18 protein-coding genes and 3 tRNA genes are annotated in these 17,906 nt (G+C 37.9%); 12 read left to right on the top strand and 9 right to left on the bottom strand.

The genetic code is table 11. The features are described from left to right. The first annotated feature begins 3 nt into the window (after positions 1-3). Positions 4-1,743, top strand: a complete 1,740-nt coding sequence (mutL, locus tag T432_RS0102615; protein WP_028884061.1) for a DNA mismatch repair endonuclease MutL — start codon at positions 4-6, stop codon at positions 1,741-1,743. Then, the gene (gene miaA, locus T432_RS0102610) at positions 1,743-2,681 is read left to right on the top strand and encodes a tRNA (adenosine(37)-N6)-dimethylallyltransferase MiaA (protein ID WP_028884060.1); all 939 of its coding nucleotides are present in this window, start codon (positions 1,743-1,745) and stop codon (positions 2,679-2,681) included. Before mutL ends, miaA begins: the two co-directional genes overlap by 1 nt. On the opposite strand, the gene purM is transcribed toward miaA, so the two are convergent. Further along, positions 2,655-3,710, bottom strand: coding sequence for a phosphoribosylformylglycinamidine cyclo-ligase (purM, locus tag T432_RS0102605; protein WP_028884059.1), 1,056 nt, complete (start codon positions 3,708-3,710; stop codon positions 2,655-2,657). The genes miaA and purM overlap by 27 nt on opposite strands. A 69-nt stretch (positions 3,711-3,779) precedes the next feature. Between purM and T432_RS0102600 the strand changes: the two genes are divergently transcribed. The 3 genes from T432_RS0102600 to folK are packed head-to-tail and all read left to right on the top strand — an operon-like array spanning position 3,780 to position 6,329. Beyond that, positions 3,780-4,463: an HdaA/DnaA family protein gene (locus tag T432_RS0102600; RefSeq protein WP_028884058.1), complete on the top strand. Its 684-nt coding sequence runs from the start codon at positions 3,780-3,782 to the stop codon at positions 4,461-4,463. Between the two features lie 26 nt (positions 4,464-4,489). Further along, positions 4,490-5,845 carry a polynucleotide adenylyltransferase PcnB gene (pcnB, locus tag T432_RS0102595; protein ID WP_028884057.1) on the top strand — a complete coding sequence of 452 codons (1,356 nt, stop codon included), beginning with the start codon at positions 4,490-4,492 and terminating at the stop codon, positions 5,843-5,845. Beyond that, positions 5,838-6,329: a 2-amino-4-hydroxy-6-hydroxymethyldihydropteridine diphosphokinase gene (gene folK, locus T432_RS0102590; protein WP_028884056.1), complete on the top strand. Its 492-nt coding sequence runs from the start codon at positions 5,838-5,840 to the stop codon at positions 6,327-6,329. The genes pcnB and folK overlap by 8 nt, the downstream gene beginning before the upstream one ends. Here folK and galU read toward each other — a convergent pair. Further along, on the bottom strand, positions 6,311-7,171 hold the full coding sequence (galU, locus tag T432_RS0102585; RefSeq protein WP_028884055.1) for a UTP--glucose-1-phosphate uridylyltransferase GalU: 861 nt from the start codon (positions 7,169-7,171) through the stop codon (positions 6,311-6,313). The genes folK and galU overlap by 19 nt on opposite strands. A 45-nt stretch (positions 7,172-7,216) precedes the next feature. On the opposite strand from galU, the gene T432_RS0102580 reads away from it, so the two are divergent. After that, positions 7,217-8,575 (top strand): phosphoglucose isomerase-related protein, encoded by a 1,359-nt coding sequence (locus T432_RS0102580; protein ID WP_028884054.1) that lies wholly within the window; start codon positions 7,217-7,219, stop codon positions 8,573-8,575. Positions 8,576-8,589: 14 nt separating this feature from the next. Here the strand turns inward: T432_RS0102580 and T432_RS0102575 are convergent, their stop codons facing one another. From T432_RS0102575 to T432_RS0102555, 5 genes are all read right to left on the bottom strand, one after another. After that, positions 8,590-9,639, bottom strand: a complete 1,050-nt coding sequence (locus tag T432_RS0102575; protein WP_028884053.1) for a c-type cytochrome — start codon at positions 9,637-9,639, stop codon at positions 8,590-8,592. Between the two features lies 1 nt (position 9,640). After that, positions 9,641-10,312: a c-type cytochrome gene (locus T432_RS0102570; RefSeq protein ID WP_028884052.1), complete on the bottom strand. Its 672-nt coding sequence runs from the start codon at positions 10,310-10,312 to the stop codon at positions 9,641-9,643. 89 nt (positions 10,313-10,401) lie between these two features. After that, positions 10,402-10,478: transfer RNA gene (locus tag T432_RS0102565), tRNA-Pro, on the bottom strand. A 20-nt stretch (positions 10,479-10,498) separates the two neighbouring features. After that, positions 10,499-10,589 (bottom strand) — tRNA-Ser (locus tag T432_RS0102560). Between the two features lie 57 nt (positions 10,590-10,646). Further along, positions 10,647-10,735, bottom strand: a tRNA-Leu gene (locus tag T432_RS0102555). 152 nt (positions 10,736-10,887) lie between these two features. Between T432_RS0102555 and T432_RS0102550 the strand changes: the two genes are divergently transcribed. Genes T432_RS0102550 through T432_RS0102540 form a run of 3 tightly spaced genes read left to right on the top strand, consistent with a single transcriptional unit; the run spans position 10,888 to position 12,895 of the window. Beyond that, positions 10,888-11,478, top strand: a complete 591-nt coding sequence (locus T432_RS0102550; RefSeq protein WP_028884051.1) for an NUDIX hydrolase — start codon at positions 10,888-10,890, stop codon at positions 11,476-11,478. A 2-nt stretch (positions 11,479-11,480) separates the two neighbouring features. Then, positions 11,481-12,518 carry a quinone-dependent dihydroorotate dehydrogenase gene (locus tag T432_RS0102545; protein WP_028884050.1) on the top strand — a complete coding sequence of 346 codons (1,038 nt, stop codon included), beginning with the start codon at positions 11,481-11,483 and terminating at the stop codon, positions 12,516-12,518. Continuing rightward, positions 12,515-12,895 (top strand): thioredoxin family protein, encoded by a 381-nt coding sequence (locus T432_RS0102540; RefSeq protein WP_028884049.1) that lies wholly within the window; start codon positions 12,515-12,517, stop codon positions 12,893-12,895. Before T432_RS0102545 ends, T432_RS0102540 begins: the two co-directional genes overlap by 4 nt. On the opposite strand, the gene T432_RS0102535 is transcribed toward T432_RS0102540, so the two are convergent. Together T432_RS0102535 and T432_RS0102530 are read right to left on the bottom strand one after the other, a co-directional pair. Continuing rightward, positions 12,881-14,215, bottom strand: coding sequence for a DEAD/DEAH box helicase (locus T432_RS0102535; protein ID WP_028884048.1), 1,335 nt, complete (start codon positions 14,213-14,215; stop codon positions 12,881-12,883). The two genes, T432_RS0102540 and T432_RS0102535, sit on opposite strands and share 15 nt — an antisense overlap. A 2-nt stretch (positions 14,216-14,217) precedes the next feature. After that, complete coding sequence (locus T432_RS0102530; RefSeq protein ID WP_014111892.1) at positions 14,218-15,027, bottom strand: cytochrome c oxidase assembly protein; 810 nt, start codon at positions 15,025-15,027, stop codon at positions 14,218-14,220. Between the two features lie 31 nt (positions 15,028-15,058). Between T432_RS0102530 and dusB the strand changes: the two genes are divergently transcribed. The 3 genes from dusB to purH are packed head-to-tail and all read left to right on the top strand — an operon-like array spanning position 15,059 to position 17,898. Continuing rightward, complete coding sequence (dusB, locus tag T432_RS0102525; RefSeq protein WP_014111893.1) at positions 15,059-16,039, top strand: tRNA dihydrouridine synthase DusB; 981 nt, start codon at positions 15,059-15,061, stop codon at positions 16,037-16,039. A gap of 17 nt (positions 16,040-16,056) precedes the next feature. Beyond that, on the top strand, positions 16,057-16,302 hold the full coding sequence (locus T432_RS0102520) for a helix-turn-helix domain-containing protein (RefSeq protein ID WP_028884047.1): 246 nt from the start codon (positions 16,057-16,059) through the stop codon (positions 16,300-16,302). A 3-nt stretch (positions 16,303-16,305) separates the two neighbouring features. Further along, positions 16,306-17,898 (top strand): bifunctional phosphoribosylaminoimidazolecarboxamide formyltransferase/IMP cyclohydrolase, encoded by a 1,593-nt coding sequence (gene purH, locus T432_RS0102515; protein WP_028884046.1) that lies wholly within the window; start codon positions 16,306-16,308, stop codon positions 17,896-17,898. Positions 17,899-17,906: the final 8 nt, after the last annotated feature.

The following is a 17,906-nucleotide window of genomic DNA, read 5'->3' as shown; positions in this document are numbered from 1 at the left end:
TTTATGTCGATTCGTAGACAAATACATCTTCTTCCTGATAGATTAATCAGTCAGATTGCAGCTGGGGAAGTGATTGAAAGACCTTCCTCGGTTGTTAAGGAACTGATAGAAAATTCTGTCGATGCAGGCTCAACAGAGATTGAAATACGACTTGACGGGGGTGGTATCAGAAGAGTTTATATTAGAGATAATGGATCTGGCATACCGAAAGATGAATTACCTTTAGCTGTTACTCGTCATGCCACTAGCAAAATTCGCGAGCTTAGTGAACTTGAGCAAGTAAAGTCCATGGGGTTTAGGGGTGAAGCTTTAGCCTCAATTGCATCAGTCGCAAGACTGAAAGTAATATCACGAATACCAGAATCTAAAAACGCTTGGCAAATTGATGGTGCTTCACTGGAAATCTCGGCTGCAAGCGGCTCACAAGGTACCACTGTTGAAGTCAATCAAATATTTGATGAAATACCTGCTCGCAGAAAGTTTTTAAAAACTGAGGCGACAGAATTTTCTCACTGCATTGATATCATAAAAAAAATAGCGATAGCTAATCCAGAAATCACTTTTAGAGTTTTTCACAACGACAAAATATATTCACAATGGAATGCATCCCAATTTATTCATCGCATTAAAGATGTTGTGGGAGCCGATTATCTAACTAGCGTTTTTAAAGTTGATGAAAGCACTTCTTTGTGCACTCTAAGAGGGTTAATTATTAAACCTTCTGAAGCTAAGTCAAGAACAGATAAACAATATCTTTTTGTAAATGGCAGATTTGTGAGAGATAGGTCATTGGCACATGCCGTAAAAAGTGCATATAGCGATGTATTACATGGAGATAGACAGCCCTCATATATCTTATTTTTAGATATTGATCCTGGAATGGTAGACGTTAATGTGCATCCAGCAAAATATGAAGTTCGTTTTAGAGATCAGTCAGCCATATATTCGTTTGTTCAAAATACTCTTAAAAACACATTGGCTAAATCCTATGGTACTCAAGAGGAAATAATTAAAAATGAACAGCCGCACCGCACGGCTTATAAAGCACAATCATTGCCAACGCAAAAAGGGTTCGACTTAAGAAGCTTAGAATCATATGCGCCCTTGTTTGTAAGTGAGCCTAAAGAGCCGCCAAAAAGCTCACCAAAAGAGGAAGATGACTTGCCTATGGGTTTTGCGATAGGTCAACTTCATGGTGTTTATATTCTTGCACAAAATAAAAACGGATTAATTATCGTTGATATGCACGCTGCACATGAAAGAATTGTGTACGAAAAACTTAAAGATTCGGCCTCACAGGGGGGTGTAACCGTGCAGGAGTTATTGATTCCAATATCAGTAAATATTCCAGAAAAACAGCTTATATTATTGGAGGAGTATTCTGATTTTTTAAATGAATTGGGATTGCATTTGCGTCAAACAAGTCCCAATTCAGTGGCTGTTACGGGAGTTCCAAGTATCCTTAGCCGTGCAAATATTTCCGCATTAATTCAAGATGTGTTCGAAGACCTTGAGAAATACGGAAGTTCCTCTATTCTTGAAGAACAAAGAAATGAGATTCTTGGAACAATGGCTTGTCATAATGCATTTAGGGCAAACGATAGCATTTCCATCACAGAGATGAATTCTATTTTAAGGCAAATGGAATCAACCGATAGAGCCGATTTATGCAACCATGGTAGACCTACATGGTACGCATGGTCGATGCAAGATTTGGATAAACTTTTTATGCGAGGCAAATAATGCGTGTGGCTTGTATCGTTGGGCCCACTGCGTCTGGAAAGTCTGAATCCGCTCTTTATATAGCAAAAAAATATCCAATTGAAATTATCGTTATGGATTCAGCGACTATATATCGAGGCATGAATATTGGAACGGCTAAACCAACTAAAGAGGAGATGCATTGTCCCCATCATTTGATTGATATTCGTGATCCATCTGAAGTTTATAACGCTTCTGATTTTAGAAATGATGCTTTAAGACTTATCGATGAAATAACTTCTAGAAATCATATTCCCCTAATCGTAGGTGGAACTATGATGTATTACAAAATATTAAGAGAGGGACTACATGAACTTCCCCACTCTGACCCTGAAGTTAGGGCAAGAATTGATGCACAAGCTCAAGAGTACGGATGGCCAGAAATTCATAAAGCCTTAAAAGCGGTTGACCCTGTTACTGCCGCAAGATTAGCTCCTAACGACAGTCAAAGAATTTCGCGTGCATATGAAATTTTTTTAATTTCTGGAAAACCGATGTCTGAGTTTTTAGCAAGCGAAAAAAACAATGACTGCGAACACGAATTTTGCACAATAAGTTTAGAAACCGATAATAGAGAACTTCTTCATCAAAAGATACGCGAGCGATTTTTAAAAATGATGGAGATGGGATTTTTAGAAGAAGTTCAGGGACTATTCAACAGAGGAGATTTAACGGAGGCATTGCCATCGATAAGATGTGTTGGATATAGTCAATTATGGGCATACATTCAGGGTCAAATTAGTCTTGAAGAAGCGATTGAAAAAGGAATTGCAGCTACGCGACAACTAGCAAAACGCCAATTTACATGGTTAAGAAGTATAGAAGATAGGACTAGAATCGATTGTTTTAGCCCCCAAAAAAACAAGCTTGTTTTGGAGGCTTTTGAAAACTGCTTAAGCGTAAATAACTCGAGGGGCTAAGCCAGTATTTGCGACTATCTGACCAATTTCATGCACAACTTCACCACTATCTGAGAGCATTGTTTTTAAAGCCTGTGCATCTTTAGGGTCGACAACAATAACAAAACCTATGCCACAGTTAAAGACGCGGAGCATCTCGCTTTCTTCGACATTTCCCTGTGATTGAAGCCAGTTGAAAATCTCTGGTTTAGTCCAAGAATTTTTATTAATTTGAGCTGCAATATTATTTTTCAAAATACGCGGAATATTTTCAGTAAGTCCACCACCTGTTATATGAGCCATACCCTTGATTGAATCGCCAAATTTTTTGATGGCTTCAAGCACTGGCTTAACGTATATTCTGGTTGGAGCCATAACATAATCAGCGAATTTTTTAAATGGATTTTCTCCAAATGGCATATCTGGTTTAGCACCTGTGAGATCAATAATTTTACGAATCAATGAATAGCCATTTGAGTGAGGCCCACTTGAGCCAAGACCTAGGATAATATCACCCTCTTTAATTGATTCACCTGTGATAATCTTGCTTTTCTCAACGATACCAACTGCGAATCCTGCTAGGTCATACTCACCTTCAGGATACATCCCAGGCATTTCGGCTGTCTCACCGCCTATCAAGGCACAACCTGAAATCTTACATCCAGTACCCACACCACCTACTACAGATGCGGCAATGTCAACGCTTAATTTTCCGCAAGCAAAATAATCAAGAAAATATAAAGGCTCGGCCCCTTGCACAAGTATGTCATTAACGCTCATAGCAACAAGGTCAATTCCAACAGTATCATGTCTGTGCCATTCGAAAGCTAATCTTAGTTTTGTACCAACACCGTCTGTTCCTGACACTAGAACTGGTTCTTTATATCCTGAAGGAATTTGAAAAAGCCCACCGAACCCACCTATTCCTGATAAGACTCCATCTCTATTTGTTTTAGCTGCAATAGGCTTGATACGTTGCACTAAAGACTCTCCAGCGTCTATATCAACGCCTGCTTCACGATATGTTAAGGGGGTTTTAGGGTTTGACATGGAAAAGTCCCGATAGAGTAAAATATGAATGGCAATATTTTATATTAAAAAGTCATCTACAGAAATTCTATGTCTAATCAAATGCTTATAAATCAGGTTTTAACAAAACCGCAACTAACATTTGATAATTTCAATCCAATATCAAACGAAGAACTTATAAATATATTAAATAAACGATTTCCTCCAGTTATTTATATTTGGGGTTTTGAATCAAGCGGAAAAACACATTTACTAAAAGCTCTTCAAAATAAATATGGCGGAATTTATTTTGATTCTAAGTCATTTCCAAAAAATTCTATGGATCTGAATACTGAAGAGAAAAATTATTTCTTAGATGATATTCATGAATTTTCTGCTGAGCAATATGATGCACTTTTTTATCTTTTTACTAAGCTGCAAATTTCGGGGACGGAGAGTAGCGACGTAAGCATTGCCATCTGTAGTAATAAGCCCCCAAAGCAGCTTGAAATTAGAGAAGACCTTAGAAATAGATTCGGATGGGGGCTTGTTTATGAACTGCAAACATTATCAGATGAATCCCTTAGGGTGGCAATGATTCAAAGAGCTCGTGAAATGGGATGGGACTTGCCAAATGATGTTATCAAATGGCTTTACTCTTATTGTTCGCGTGATTTGAAATTTCTATTCAATCTGATTGATAGTTTAGATATGTTGTCTCTTTCTGAGAGAAGAACTATAACGATTCCATTTGTTAAAGATGTAATTAGCCGATTAGAATCATCTAGGCTATAATTTTCTTTTTATTCTAATTGTTATCTATGTCGTCAATTTCAGCAAAGGTCGCTAATTTCTTCGGTTTTAATCAATCGAAGCTTAAAAAAGTGCCTAAATCCGTGCATGGAATTGACCGTCGATTAGTCTCTAGAAACGCCATCAAAGTGTGTGAAGTTCTTAGAAGTCACGGGCACACCGCCTTTATTGTCGGGGGAGCCGTACGTGACTTAATGCTAGGACAGGTTCCAAAAGACTTTGATGTAACCACAGATGCAACGCCCTTAGAAATAAAACCACTGTTTCGAAGGGCGTTAATCATTGGCAAAAGATTTAAATTGGTTCATGTGATGTTTGGTCCTGAGATTATTGAGACCTCTACTTTCCGTGCATCTGGTGAATTGCCTGAAGACTCTGATGGCCGAATTCTATCGGATAATAATTATGGAACGATTGAGACGGATGCAGAGCGCCGCGATTTCACAATTAATGCGATGTACTACGACCCGATTGATGAAATAGTGTATGACTATCATAACGGGTTTAGAGATATTAAAAATCTTCAGATACGCATGATAGGTGAGCCAGAGAAGCGTTACCGTGAGGATCCAGTTCGTATGTTGAGGGCTATCAGATTTGCGGGGAAATTAGGCGCAAACATTGCCACATCGACTTATGAACCGATAAGTCGACTCTCTCACCTTATAAGCAATGTACCTGATTCGCGTATATTTGATGAGACATTCAAATTACTAACTTGCGGTGACTCACTATATTGCATTCGAGAGCTGCGAAAATTGAAATTGGATAAGGGGACATTGCCACTATTAGATAAGGTTTTAGCCTTAGAGAGTAGTGAAAAATTTCTGCAAATTGCCTTTGAGCGCACGGACCAGAGAGTACGTCTTAACAAAAGCATTAATCCGAGCTATTTATATGCAGCGATATTATGGCCTCTAGTTAAATCTCATTTTGATACTCTTATAAAAGAGAATAAGCAGAATATGTTCTTTGCACTTCAAGAATCGATTTCTGAAGTATTAGAGGAACAATTAAGCAAGCTGCAAATTCAAAAAAGGCACCTAGGTTTGATTCGAGAGATTTGGATTATGCAATATCGTCTCGATAATCAAAAACCCAAGTCCTTTAAAGGCGTAATGTCGAGCCCATATTTTAGGGCCGCATGTGAATTTATGCAGCTTAGAGCCGCATCAAATCAGACTGACAGCATTAAAGCTCAATGGTGGATGGACCTTGCAAATGCTTCACAGGAAGAGCAGAAGTCCATGATTGACAAATTTATACAAAGCACACGAAATCAGCCTGGCTCAGGACGTAAACCTCGTCGACGCAAGAAAAAATCCAATGTCATAATAGTGACTGAGAATCTACAGAGTGCATAAGGTTTTTATAGGTCTGGGAGCGAATCTAGGCGATGAGCTATCGTATATCAATAAGGCGATATCAAAGCTTGTAGAATGCGATGATATCGAGCTTTTAGCAACTTCAAGTGTTTATAAAACAAGTCCTGTAGAAAGCGACGGTGAAGACTATCTTAATGCCGTTATTCAAATAAATACCTCACTAGATCCATTTGAATTGCTTTCGATTATGCAAAAAATAGAGTTGGACCTAGGCCGTCAAAGACCCTATAAAAACGCACCCCGTACAATCGATTTAGATATATTGTTGTTTGATGATATGCAAATAAAGGGCGATAGACTCACAATACCGCATCCTCGTATCACACAAAGAGCTTTTGTTTTAGTGCCTCTAAGAGAACTCAATCCAGATTTAGAAATTGGAGGACAATCGCTTGAGACTTGGATTGCAAATCTGCCATGTAATCAAAAAATCGAGAAGACAACTTACTCTTTAAATCCATAAACTTTACGACCATAGAACATATTGGCCCTATACCATCCCTCTCTAGAGCCGCAATCAAAGTGAAGATTAGTGATGGGTAAAGCCCTGACTTGCTTACTTTTCAGTAGCCTCCCAATACCGTCTGTAAGTTGGATTTCCCCGTTTTTTCCTGGCTGCGTCTGACGCAAACTCTCGAAAATATCAGGCTCTAGCACATAACGTCCCAAAATAGCCATATTTGATGGAGCAAGGCTTGGATTGGGCTTCTCAATAATATCACTTAAAACATAGCTTCCTGTCTCGCTATCTAAAATGCCCTCGATAACACCGTAATTTTGAATTATGTCCCGCCCCACCTCATGGGTGGCAATGACTGTGCTTCTCGTCTCAAAATAGGTATTAATCAATTTTTTTAACGCAGAAGGCTCCTGTTCTTCACAATAAAACAAATCATCCACTAACAAAACCGCAAACGGCTCATCCCCAATTGCAGGTCTAGCTTGAAGAACCGCATGCCCTAGGCCTATCGGTGCATGTTGGCGAATAAAAATACAATTCACATTTGAAGGAACAATTTCCTCTACCATGCGAAGCAAATCCTCTTTTCCCTCTTCCCTAAGCTTTGATTCGAGCAATAGATTTCTATCAAAATAATCTTCGATACTTTGTCGATTACCGCCCACAATAAAAATCAAATCCTCGATACCCGCATCCACGGCCTCTTTTACAGCGTAATGCAAAAGTGGCTTGTCGATTATTGGTAGCATCTCCTTTGGCAATGCTTTCGTTATAGGCAAAAACCGTGTCCCATACCCAAACACGGGAAAAACTGCTTTTTTTATCTGTGTAGTCGGCTTGCTCATATTGTTAAGGTTTTATAATTGGACAACTCATGTTCAGCAATGATTATGGATAATTCAAAAAATATTACCACAACAAAATTTCGCACAGTTTGGGATGAATTTGCTAATCAAGTGCATTCTATAAAATTCACACCAGAGCCTGATGAACATGAAATTGGAAATTTAACTCTCGATTTTACTTTTCAAAAGAAATCTTCAAAAACTGTTGAGCTATTTGAGAATCTTCTTAACCTAAGAGATTTTCACAATAAACGAAAGAAAATTTTTGAACCAGTTATAGGGAATCCATCTAATCATCTTTTTGAAAGAAATAACTACGATGGCTTCTTTGAAAGATACCAAAAAGAATTTTCACATATAGATAGAATTAAGACCGTTATACATATAGGTATCGGTGGCAATGAATGGGGAACTAAGCTTCTTGTTGATGCTTTCAAAAATCCACAAAGCCCAGAAATAATATTTCTATCTTCCTTTGACCCTAACTTAAATGGTCATCTACCCCAAAGGCTTGACGCAGAGTCAACATTAGTTGTCGTAGTCTCAAGAACCTTAAAAACAAAGGAAGTTATATCAAATCTTAATCAGGTAAAAGAATGGCTTAAAAAGGAAAAACCCAAAGATACGTTCAAAAACATAATTGGAATTTCTGAAAATAATGAATTACTAGATGAACTTGAAATTCCTATCGAAAATAAATTTGTACCAGATGGTATATTAGGTAGATTTTCTCTTTGGACTATGTATAGTTTGACGGCTGCAATAGCATGCGGAGCTGATGCCTACAGCGAATTTATTAAGGGCGCACAAATAATAGATAAGCATTTCAGGGAGCAAGAGACGCCCTCAAATATACCAATACTTATGGCCATGCACTCCATAATAAATCAAAATATTTTTGAGCATAAAAGCACAAACATTGCCATCTATGACCCTAAGTTAAAGTACTTAAATCCATATCTACAGCAACTTAAAATGGAATCGCTCGGAAAATCTGTAACGATCTCAGGTGATGCTGTGGAGCTGTCTACCGAAGGCGTTGTGTGGGGCTTGAACTGTACACAAGCACATCATACTTATTTTCAATGGCTGCATCAGGGAATGCACCCAACTAGCGTAGATTTTATTGTAAATGAGAGTTTGACTGATTTGTTCGAAGAATATAAACATCAAAGAGAACTTTTATATTTTGGCAATGCTTGTGCAAACCTTCCACCCTCTCAAAAATTAAAAGGAACAACCCCTTCAAATTCAATTAAATACAAAGAGCTTACACCAAGAGTCTTAGGTTCAATCATAGCTTTGTATGAACATGAGACATTCATAAAATCAGTTATATGGGATATAAATCCATATGACCAATGGGGTGTGGATTGGGGGAAACAATCAAATAAAGGGGCTTAGATAGCCCCTTATTTTTACTCTTTTGATGGTGTGAAAGTCCTAGGCCTTAGAAGTTCGGGCTTTAAGAAGGGCTTAGATCCAGTATTAGAATGGTTACCCAATACTTTTCCATCCAATTCATTTGCATATTGCGTGTGTTTATGGAATGTTTTAAAGAATTTTTCTTGAGTCTCTTTCACATCACCTGTGTAACGGGGGTCTTGTGGTCTCTCTTGCGAATTAACGAATTGTGCAATATCCCACGCATCTTGTTCGCTTACTGATCCACCATGACCAAACGGCATGTTATATCTAATAAACGTAGCTAATGTGAAATTACGAACAGTTCCCGCACCCCAGTTATATGAATTATCACCCCACAATGGAGGAAAAACAACGTGGTCTCCTTGAACAACCCCCTGTCCATCTTCTCCATGGCAAACAGAGCAATTTTTTATGTACTTATCCTTACCTCTAGCAATTGTAGGCTTCTCTTGAGGGTCCTGCATTTTAGGAAATCCACGACCATATATCTTAACTCCAGGATACATAGGAACACCCTTAGCTAACCACTGATGATATGCGGCTATAGCAACCATATCATCGCTACCATACTCGGGTGATTTTCCATTCATAGAATAAGAGAAACAGCCAACTATACGCTCTTCAAAATTATTAACGTGACCATTTTTTCCTCTAAAATCTGGCAATGTAACTATAGCTGGCCAAACTGGACCTGCGAACGGCCTACGTCCCTCAGCCATGTGACAGTTCGAACAATTTAAATTATTAAAAACGTTTTTACCGCGAAGCTGCTGTGTGTTTACAAAAAGATCTCTACCTCTTTTAATAACTTCTTTAAGTTTTGGATTTAAATCACTAGCCTCTAAATCTTCCATGGTTGGAGGAATATGTACAAATTCATCATCTTTTGGTTCTGGAAAACCAGGAAGCATTTTTTTAAGATATTCTCTTTCTTCTTGAGTGAGATCAGCACCCATTTTAGAAATCTTTTGTGCCAAGACATTTGTGAAAGATACACTCATAAAAATACTAAGAGTAACTGTCAGAATCTTTTTAATCATCTTATTTCTCCCCTCTTTTAGCTGGTTGTGAAGCAAGCCAAGCTGCAACTGCATTGATATCATCCTCTTCTAAATAACTAGCTATAGTTTTCATTAGATGTAGAGTATCGTTATTTCTTTTACCGTCCTTCCAAGATTTAATCTGGGCTTTTATGTATTCAGATGATTGACCGTTTATATTAGGGAAAGTTGAACCGACTCCATAGGCATCAAGCCCATGACAGCCCATACAGGGTGGAATATTTCTGTCCCAATCCCCTTCGTAGACTAATTTTTTTCCTTTAGCTAACAATGATTCATCAATATTTTTAGTATCTTTAATAACTGGCAATGATGCTATGTAATTAAAAACATCCTCTGCTTTTGCGTCGTCCAATATGCCTGCCATCGGGGACATAATTATGCTTTCACGAGAATTGTTTTTGAATGATTCGATTTGATGTTTTAAATAATCTTTATTTAAACCAGTCAAACGAGGTCTGACCTCGTCTTCAGATACAACAATGCCCTGAAAGTTTTCGCCATGACAGGCCACACAAACTTGAGCAACTTGTTTTCCTCTTTGTATAGAGGCTTCAAGATCCGCATCAGTCTTAGTTTGAGCATTGATGGAATTAGATGCGACCAACATAAACATACTTAATGTTAGTGCTTTCATAATATTTTTTTTCATAAAAATACCCCCTAGATTCATATCTATAGAGAACATTTTAGAGAAAAACTATGAAAATTTATTTAGGGGATATACTAAAGAGAGTGAAATGGTCGGGACAGTAGGATTCGAACCTACGACCCTCTGGTCCCAAACCAGATGCGCTACCAGACTGCGCTATGCCCCGACAAGACTCACTATTTAAAGTGGCGGAAGCTGTGAGATTCGAACTCACGGAGGGCTACAAACCCTCGCCGGTTTTCAAGACCGGTGCATTCAACCGCTCTGCCAAGCTTCCAAAATAAAGAAAAAAAGTATAAGGTATCAAATCAAGAAACTCAATATACCATCTCTTTGGTGCACTCGGCCGGAATCGAACCGGCACGGACGTAAATGTCCGAGAGATTTTAAGTCTCTTGTGTCTACCTATTTCACCACGAGTGCCTAGGAAATAGTGAAGTTAATAAGTATAGCATAGGGTTTATTTTTGTTTAACGAAAATAATTAATGTTTATATATTTAAGCTAGAAGTGTAACCTTAATACCACTAATTGTTTTCTAGTCTACAATATAGAAGATTCAAAACAGGTTTGATTATGCCCGAATTACATCCCGCTCCTATTAAGCAGAAATTTTGTACACAATGTGGTAGTGAGTTAACACATATGATTCCTCCTGGAGATAATCGTGAACGTGATGTCTGCTTAAATTGTGGAGCCGTTCACTATAGAAATCCTCTTGTAGTGGCTGGTACTTTAACAATATATGAGGGGAAAGTTCTTCTATGTAAAAGAGGTATCGAGCCTAGATATGGAAAGTGGACATTGCCAGCAGGATTTCTTGAACTTAAAGAGGGATCCACAGAAGGAGCAATTCGAGAAACCATGGAAGAAGCTTCAGCTAAAGTTAATATCAAGGGACTGTTTACGATTATAGATGTCCCATATGTAAGTCAAGTACATATTATGTATTTAGCGGACTTGCTTGATATTGATTTTAATCCTTGCGAAGAAACCCTTGAAATTGGTTTTTTTGATCAAGATGAAATTCCATGGGATGAACTTGCTTTTGGCACCATTTATACAACTTTAAAACACTATTTCTTACCTGAAACTCAAAATGCCTTAGCAAGCGGACAAATACCTACGGCTAAGTTCTCGATTGAATCCAATAATATTATTTCTTAACTATGAGCTTTAATCCATACCACTACGTCCGTAGATTCTTATTCAATATGAACGCAGAAGATGCTCATGTATGGACTTTGAATCAGCTTAAGAAATATTCAAACAATCCAATACTTAGACGATTTCTGCAAAAATCATTTCCACCGCTTGAAACTGAGTTTATGGGTTTGAAGGTTAAAAATCCTGTAGGCTTAGCTGCTGGTCTTGATAAAAATGGGGATTATATTGATGTTTTAGCAGGGCTTGGTTTCGGTTTTCTTGAAATCGGCACGGTGACACCAAGAGCACAACCAGGCAATCCAAGACCTAGGTTATATCGCATTCCAGAGCATAGTGCTTTAATTAACAGGATGGGTTTTAATAATAATGGTTTGGATGCATTTATTCAAAACGTTAAACAAAGCTCATTTCAAAAAAACGGTGGAATTTTAGGTTTAAATATCGGTAAAAATGCTGACACACCTATTGAAGAAGCAACGCAAGATTATTTAATTGGATTAGAAGGAGTATATCCTTATGCAGATTATGTAAGCATAAACATTTCCTCCCCTAATACAAAAAATTTACGGGACTTACAAAACTCAAGTTCCTTAGAAGATTTACTTAAAACTCTTCACGAAAAACGCCTTGAATTGCAAAAAAACTATCACCGTTATGTACCAATTGCTCTAAAAATAGCTCCAGACCTAGAGGATGAGCAAATTGATGAGATTGCCGCTCTAATAACAGAGCATCATATTGAGGGAGTCATTGCCACAAATACTACAATTTCGCGCCAGTCAATAGCTAATCACGAACTTGCATCGCAGACTGGAGGCTTATCTGGACCTATGCTTCATCAAATGTCATTGCGTGTAATCAGAAGACTAAGAGAAAAACTATCAAGCGATAAAGCGATTATTGGAGTGGGTGGAATTCAATCTGGCGATGCCGCTAAGGAGACAATTGCTGCTGGGGCAAATGCAATTCAAATATACACTGGCTTAATTTATCACGGACCACAATTAGTGGAAGAGTGTTTGAACGCTTTAAGAAAATGATATTTACTTCACCACTTAAGCCAAAAGCAAATGAATTAGCCGAAACCATAAAATCATTTGATGCTATTGTTGTTTGTTATTGTGCTCAATGGTGTAGAACTTGCGTTGAATTCTATGATGCCTTTAAAAAACTAAGCCAAGAACGCAAAGAGCTATTTTTATGGGTTGACATTGAAGAGGATCCAGAGCTTTTGGACGACTTGGATGTAGAGGATTTTCCCACGATACTGATCCAAAAAAATGGCTCAAATATCTTTTATGGAACGATGCTTCCCCACATTCTACATCTTAAGAGGATGCTCGAAAACGACCAAGGACATACGAATTCAGGCCCGTCAGATATAAAAATGCTTGTGCAAGAGTTACTTTCTTCTTAGTAAAGCTGGCACATTTTTGTTATAAAGTTTAGGTTTTTTGGAATTAAATTCTTGCGTTGATAACGGAGCTTCCTCTTCTTCATAGGGCTTATAGAAGAATTTATTTTTATTAAATTCCTCTTTAATTGATTGCAAGTTTCCCCTGTTGTTACTTGAAAAATTTATCTTAAACATATCAGGAATGCTAAGTTTTGTACTTCTAAATTTCGTTCCAATCAAGGTTTCAATTTCATGCAAACTTTCTTTCTCATCGCTTGAATACATTGAGATGGCAATGCCCTTTCTTCCAGCCCTTCCTGTCCTTCCTATGCGGTGTACATAATCTTCAGATGTCGGTGGGAGCTCATAATTAATCACGGCATCCACATCACTAATATCAAGTCCACGTGCAGCAACATCAGTAGCAACTAGAATATTGCATTTCGCACTTTTAAATAAATTCAAAGCTTTTGTTCTCTCGCTTTGCGTTTTATCTCCATGAAGAGATTGAGCCGATAAGTCTAAATTATTTAAATATCGCTCAAGATTTTTACAGGTTATTTTTCTGTTTGAGAAAATAATTACATTATTAAAATTACGTGAGGCAAGAAGATAGAGCAGAGCTGCATTTTTTTCCGCTTCACTCACACTAAAAATCTCTTGCGTAATCGTAGAAGCTGTCGAATTATTTGATGCAACTGTTATCTCAACTGGATCATGCAAAAACTTTTGAGCAAGCGAGCGAATGTTATCGCTAAATGTCGCTGAATATAATAGACTTTGCCTTCTGCTTGGAAGTTGAGCAAGAATCTTTAATAGGTCGGGCATAAAACCCATATCCAACATCCTATCAGCCTCATCCAAAATCAGAAATTCAACTTGATTCAAATTAATAGTTCTCTGCTCAACATGATCAAGTAGCCTGCCAGGAGTGGCTATAACAATATCAGCACCTCGCATAAGCTCATGCTTTTGAGCATTAAAATCCACGCCTCCGTAAATAAGAGAAGTTCTTAGCGGCAAACCATCTGCATATGCAATGACATTTTTAGAAATTTGCTCCGCTAACTCTCGCGTCGGTGTCAGTACAAGCATGCGTACTGGATGCTTTGCGGGAGATGTGCTGAAGCTTGCCTTTGGGATCATTCTATTTAAAAGTGGCAATGTAAATGCCGCTGTCTTCCCTGTCCCTGTCTGTGCAGCACCCATCACATCACGCCCTTCTAATATTGGTGGAAATGATAAGGCCTGTATCGGGGTGGCATGCAGATAGCCTGTATTTGAAATGTTTTCTAGGATTTTTGAGTGAAATCCAAATTCTTTAAATTCTTTTTTATCCATTTCTAACGTCCTTTGGACGATCTATTAAGCCAAATGGCTAATGCGGCCACAAAGCCAAATGATTCAATAATAGCAGCAGGCAACCACATAATTAAGCCTCCTAGTGCTTGGTCTTCAAGTGGTGTCACTGGCAATGCCCTGCCACACAAATCAAATAATGGAAATAAATCTCTCTCTGAACTACTTATCCATACACCTGCAATAATCTGTGGCACCATAGAAATTATTGGTGAAATTACTCTAGATAAATGACTCATTGATGCAAGAGGCTTTGATCTTCTATCCAGAATCATATGCCAGTATAAAAAACCACTCACGACAACTGACCAGTTCATGATTCGATACCACATCTGATCAAGCATTGAATAAAACTGTATTGAAGGTACTAACCAGATAAGAACTAAAAATACAAACATGAATGGTATAAAGTATTTATTAGTTCCGAGTTTATATAAGACACCACCTAATTTGGAGTCCCAAAATTTTGATATTTTCTTTCTTATTGATGATGGCAAACCAGCTTTAAACACTGAAAGCGGGTAAGATCCCATAATAATAATTGGTGCTAAATGGTGTAATACTACGTGTTGAGCTCTATGTACAAAAAACACTCTTTCTGCGTAGTAATCAAGGTGCGTATGAATTGCTAGATACAACAAGACAAAACCAAACCAAAATAGTGCTTTTCTTATTAAATTTACTTTTACTTTTGATTGGCCTCTAAGAAATAGAAGTGCTGCTAAAAAGAAAAGCACTAGTAACGTAGGAGAAAACTCCCAAGGCGTTAACCAATGCAATATACTTAAATTCATATTTCTACCAAAAAAAACTTCCTTATTTTATATGAAAATCGGTCACTGGGAATTAAGTAATAATATTTTTGTTGCCCCAATGGCAGGCGTTACAGATAGGCCTTTTAGGAGACTTTGCAAAAAGCTTGGAGCTGGTTATGCAGTCTCTGAGATGGCAGCTAGTAACCCTAAACTGTGGGACAGCATTAAAACTTCTCGCAGACTTGACCACAAAGGTGAAGTTGAACCAATATGCGTTCAGCTTATCGGTGCAGATCCAAAAATGATGGCACAAGCTGCGATTTTTAATATATCAAAAGGTGCTCAAATTATTGATATAAATTTAGGTTGTCCCGCAAAAAAAGTTTGTAATGTTGCTTGTGGATCCGCATTAATGCGAGATGTTATGAGGATTGAAGAAATATTAAAATCTGTTATTAATGTATGTAAGCCACTTGATATACCTGTTACTGTTAAAACTAGAACAGGATGGGATGCGGATAATTTGAATGCACTTGAGATTGCTATGCTCTCTGAATCATTAGGTGTAAGTGCTATAACAATACATGGAAGAACACGGGCTCAGCTTTATACTGGAGAAGCTGAATATGAGACAGTCAAAAAAATAAAAGAGAATATTTCAATTCCTGTAATCGCTAATGGAGATATAGATTCGCCAATAAAAGCTAAATACGTTCTAGACTATACTGGTGCCGATGGTATTATGATAGGTAGAGCTGCTCAAGGTAACCCTTGGATTTTTAACGAAATTTATCATTTCGTAAATTATCATAAAATTATTCCTCAACCCACATTTAGTCAAATGCAAGAGGTTATACTTGAACATCTTGAAGAGCACTATGAATTTTACGGTGAAACCACTGGAGTTAGAACAGCTAGAAAACATCTATCATGGTATTTAGCTCCATTTACTCAAGCACGAGAATTCGTTAAGTCTCTACTTCTTATAGAAGATACTAAATCTCAGTTTAAAGCTGTAGATCAATGGTTCAATAAACAAATAAATAAATAATTAATTAACTAAATAAAATGACTGAAAGTATTAACTCTATTCAGAAATCTCTAAACCAAAATTTGGACAGATATTTTGCAGCCCTTGAAGGCAATGATCCAAACAATGTATGGCAGATGGTCATGAGCTGCGTTGAAAAATCTTTATTAGAAAAGATTATGGAAAAGACAAATGGAAATCAATCCAAAGCCTCCCAAATTCTTGGTATTAATAGAAGCACATTAAGAAAAAAATTACTCTCTTATAACTTAATTCAAAATTAATTTATGGCTATTAAAACTGCTCTAATTTCTGTATCAGATAAGTCTGGTATCGTTGAGTTTGCTCAATCACTCCACTCTCGCGGCATAAAAATTTTATCAACTGGTGGGACAGCTAAATTATTGGCTCAGTCTGGTATACCAGTGACTGAAGTTTCAGAGCACACAGGGTCTCCTGAAATATTAGAAGGTCGTGTAAAAACCTTGCATCCTAAAATTCATGGTGGACTTTTAGGAAGAAGGGATAAAGACGAGCACATTGCCACCATGAAGGCAAATGGTATTGATCCAATAGATCTTTTAGTAGTGAATCTGTATCCATTTAAAGATGCTACTTCAGATCCGAATTGTACTTTCGAAAATGCTATCGAGAATATTGATATAGGCGGTCCTGCGATGTTGAGGGCTGCCGCAAAAAATCACGGCAATCAAGCTGGGGGCGTTACTGTAATAATCGACCCACGAGATTACGACGAAGTTTTAAAACAAATTGATAAAAGAGGTGATACAAGCTATGGTTTAAGACTTAAACTAGCTTCTAAAGTATATGCACACACATCGGCTTATGATGGGATGATTGCCCAGTATTTAACTAGTTTAGAGGATGAAGAGCCTGCAGCAGATACAGCTCCACAAAAAATGGAGTGGCCTTCAACATTATCAATTCAAGCTCAAATTGGCCAAATCTTACGTTACGGAGAAAATCCACACCAAAAGGCAGCATTTTATAAAGATACAAATGCTACGCTAAGCGGCTTACTGTCAGCATTTAAACAATTGCAGGGTAAGGAACTTTCATATAACAATATTGCAGATTCTGATGCAGCTTGGGAGTGTGTTAGACAATTTGATGCACCTGCTTGCGTTATTGTTAAACACGCAAATCCATGCGGAGTTGCAATAGGTGCAAGTGCATTGGAAGCTTATCAAAAGGCTTTTAAAACTGATTCGACATCGGCATTTGGTGGGATTATCGCTTTTAATCGTCCAGTAGACCTTTCCGTTGCTCAAGAGGTAAGTAAACAATTTATGGAAGTTTTATTGGCTCCAGATTATCATCCAGAAGCCTTGGAATTTCTTAAAGCTAAGAAAAATGTTCGCGTGTTGCGTTTGCCTTTAGGTCATGCACAAAACCCATTCAATGTACTGCGTGTTGGGGGAGGATGGTTAGTTCAAACTCCAGATACCTCTAAAGAATCTGAATCTGAGTTTAGAGTTGTAACGAAAAAACAGCCTTCTGAGCAGCAAATGAAAGACCTATTATTTGCATGGAAGATTGCAAAATTCGTTAAATCTAATGCCATCGTTTTTTGTGCTGACGGCATGACTATGGGTGTTGGAGCTGGTCAAATGAGTCGCCTAGATTCTGCAAGAATCGCTTCTATCAAGGCTGAGGCAAATGGTCTTGATCTCAAAGGAACAGCGGCTGCATCGGATGCGTTTTTCCCATTTAGAGATGCACTTGATGTTATCGTATCTCAAGGTGCGGATTGCATTATCCAACCAGGCGGAAGCATTAGAGACGAGGAAGTGATTGCTGCGGCTGATGAACATGGCATTGCCATGGTATTCACTGGAATGCGTCACTTTAGACACTAAAAAGAGGA

Origin of the sequence: Taylorella asinigenitalis ATCC 700933 (genome assembly GCF_000687755.1) — a bacterium.
GTDB classification, from domain to species: Bacteria; Pseudomonadota; Gammaproteobacteria; order Burkholderiales; family Burkholderiaceae_B; genus Taylorella; species Taylorella asinigenitalis.
Note: the sequence above shows the minus strand (reverse complement) of the source record. Positions and strands in the feature narration are given on the sequence as shown.

Coding starts and splice junctions, on each gene's coding strand:
- galU (WP_028884055.1), bottom strand. CDS start 7,171: ATGAGCAAGCCGACTACACAGATAAAAAAAGCAGTTTTTCCCGTGTTT.
- T432_RS0102530 (WP_014111892.1), bottom strand. CDS start 15,027: ATGAATTTAAGTATATTGCATTGGTTAACGCCTTGGGAGTTTTCTCCT.
- T432_RS0102570 (WP_028884052.1), bottom strand. CDS start 10,312: ATGAAAAAAAATATTATGAAAGCACTAACATTAAGTATGTTTATGTTG.
- T432_RS0102550 (WP_028884051.1), top strand. CDS start 10,888: ATGCCCGAATTACATCCCGCTCCTATTAAGCAGAAATTTTGTACACAA.
- T432_RS0102545 (WP_028884050.1), top strand. CDS start 11,481: ATGAGCTTTAATCCATACCACTACGTCCGTAGATTCTTATTCAATATG.
- mutL (WP_028884061.1), top strand. CDS start 4: ATGTCGATTCGTAGACAAATACATCTTCTTCCTGATAGATTAATCAGT.
- T432_RS0102580 (WP_028884054.1), top strand. CDS start 7,217: ATGGATAATTCAAAAAATATTACCACAACAAAATTTCGCACAGTTTGG.
- T432_RS0102535 (WP_028884048.1), bottom strand. CDS start 14,215: ATGGATAAAAAAGAATTTAAAGAATTTGGATTTCACTCAAAAATCCTA.
- pcnB (WP_028884057.1), top strand. CDS start 4,490: ATGTCGTCAATTTCAGCAAAGGTCGCTAATTTCTTCGGTTTTAATCAA.
- T432_RS0102520 (WP_028884047.1), top strand. CDS start 16,057: ATGACTGAAAGTATTAACTCTATTCAGAAATCTCTAAACCAAAATTTG.
- T432_RS0102575 (WP_028884053.1), bottom strand. CDS start 9,639: ATGATTAAAAAGATTCTGACAGTTACTCTTAGTATTTTTATGAGTGTA.
- miaA (WP_028884060.1), top strand. CDS start 1,743: ATGCGTGTGGCTTGTATCGTTGGGCCCACTGCGTCTGGAAAGTCTGAA.
- purH (WP_028884046.1), top strand. CDS start 16,306: ATGGCTATTAAAACTGCTCTAATTTCTGTATCAGATAAGTCTGGTATC.
- dusB (WP_014111893.1), top strand. CDS start 15,059: ATGAAAATCGGTCACTGGGAATTAAGTAATAATATTTTTGTTGCCCCA.
- T432_RS0102540 (WP_028884049.1), top strand. CDS start 12,515: ATGATATTTACTTCACCACTTAAGCCAAAAGCAAATGAATTAGCCGAA.
- purM (WP_028884059.1), bottom strand. CDS start 3,710: ATGTCAAACCCTAAAACCCCCTTAACATATCGTGAAGCAGGCGTTGAT.
- T432_RS0102600 (WP_028884058.1), top strand. CDS start 3,780: ATGTCTAATCAAATGCTTATAAATCAGGTTTTAACAAAACCGCAACTA.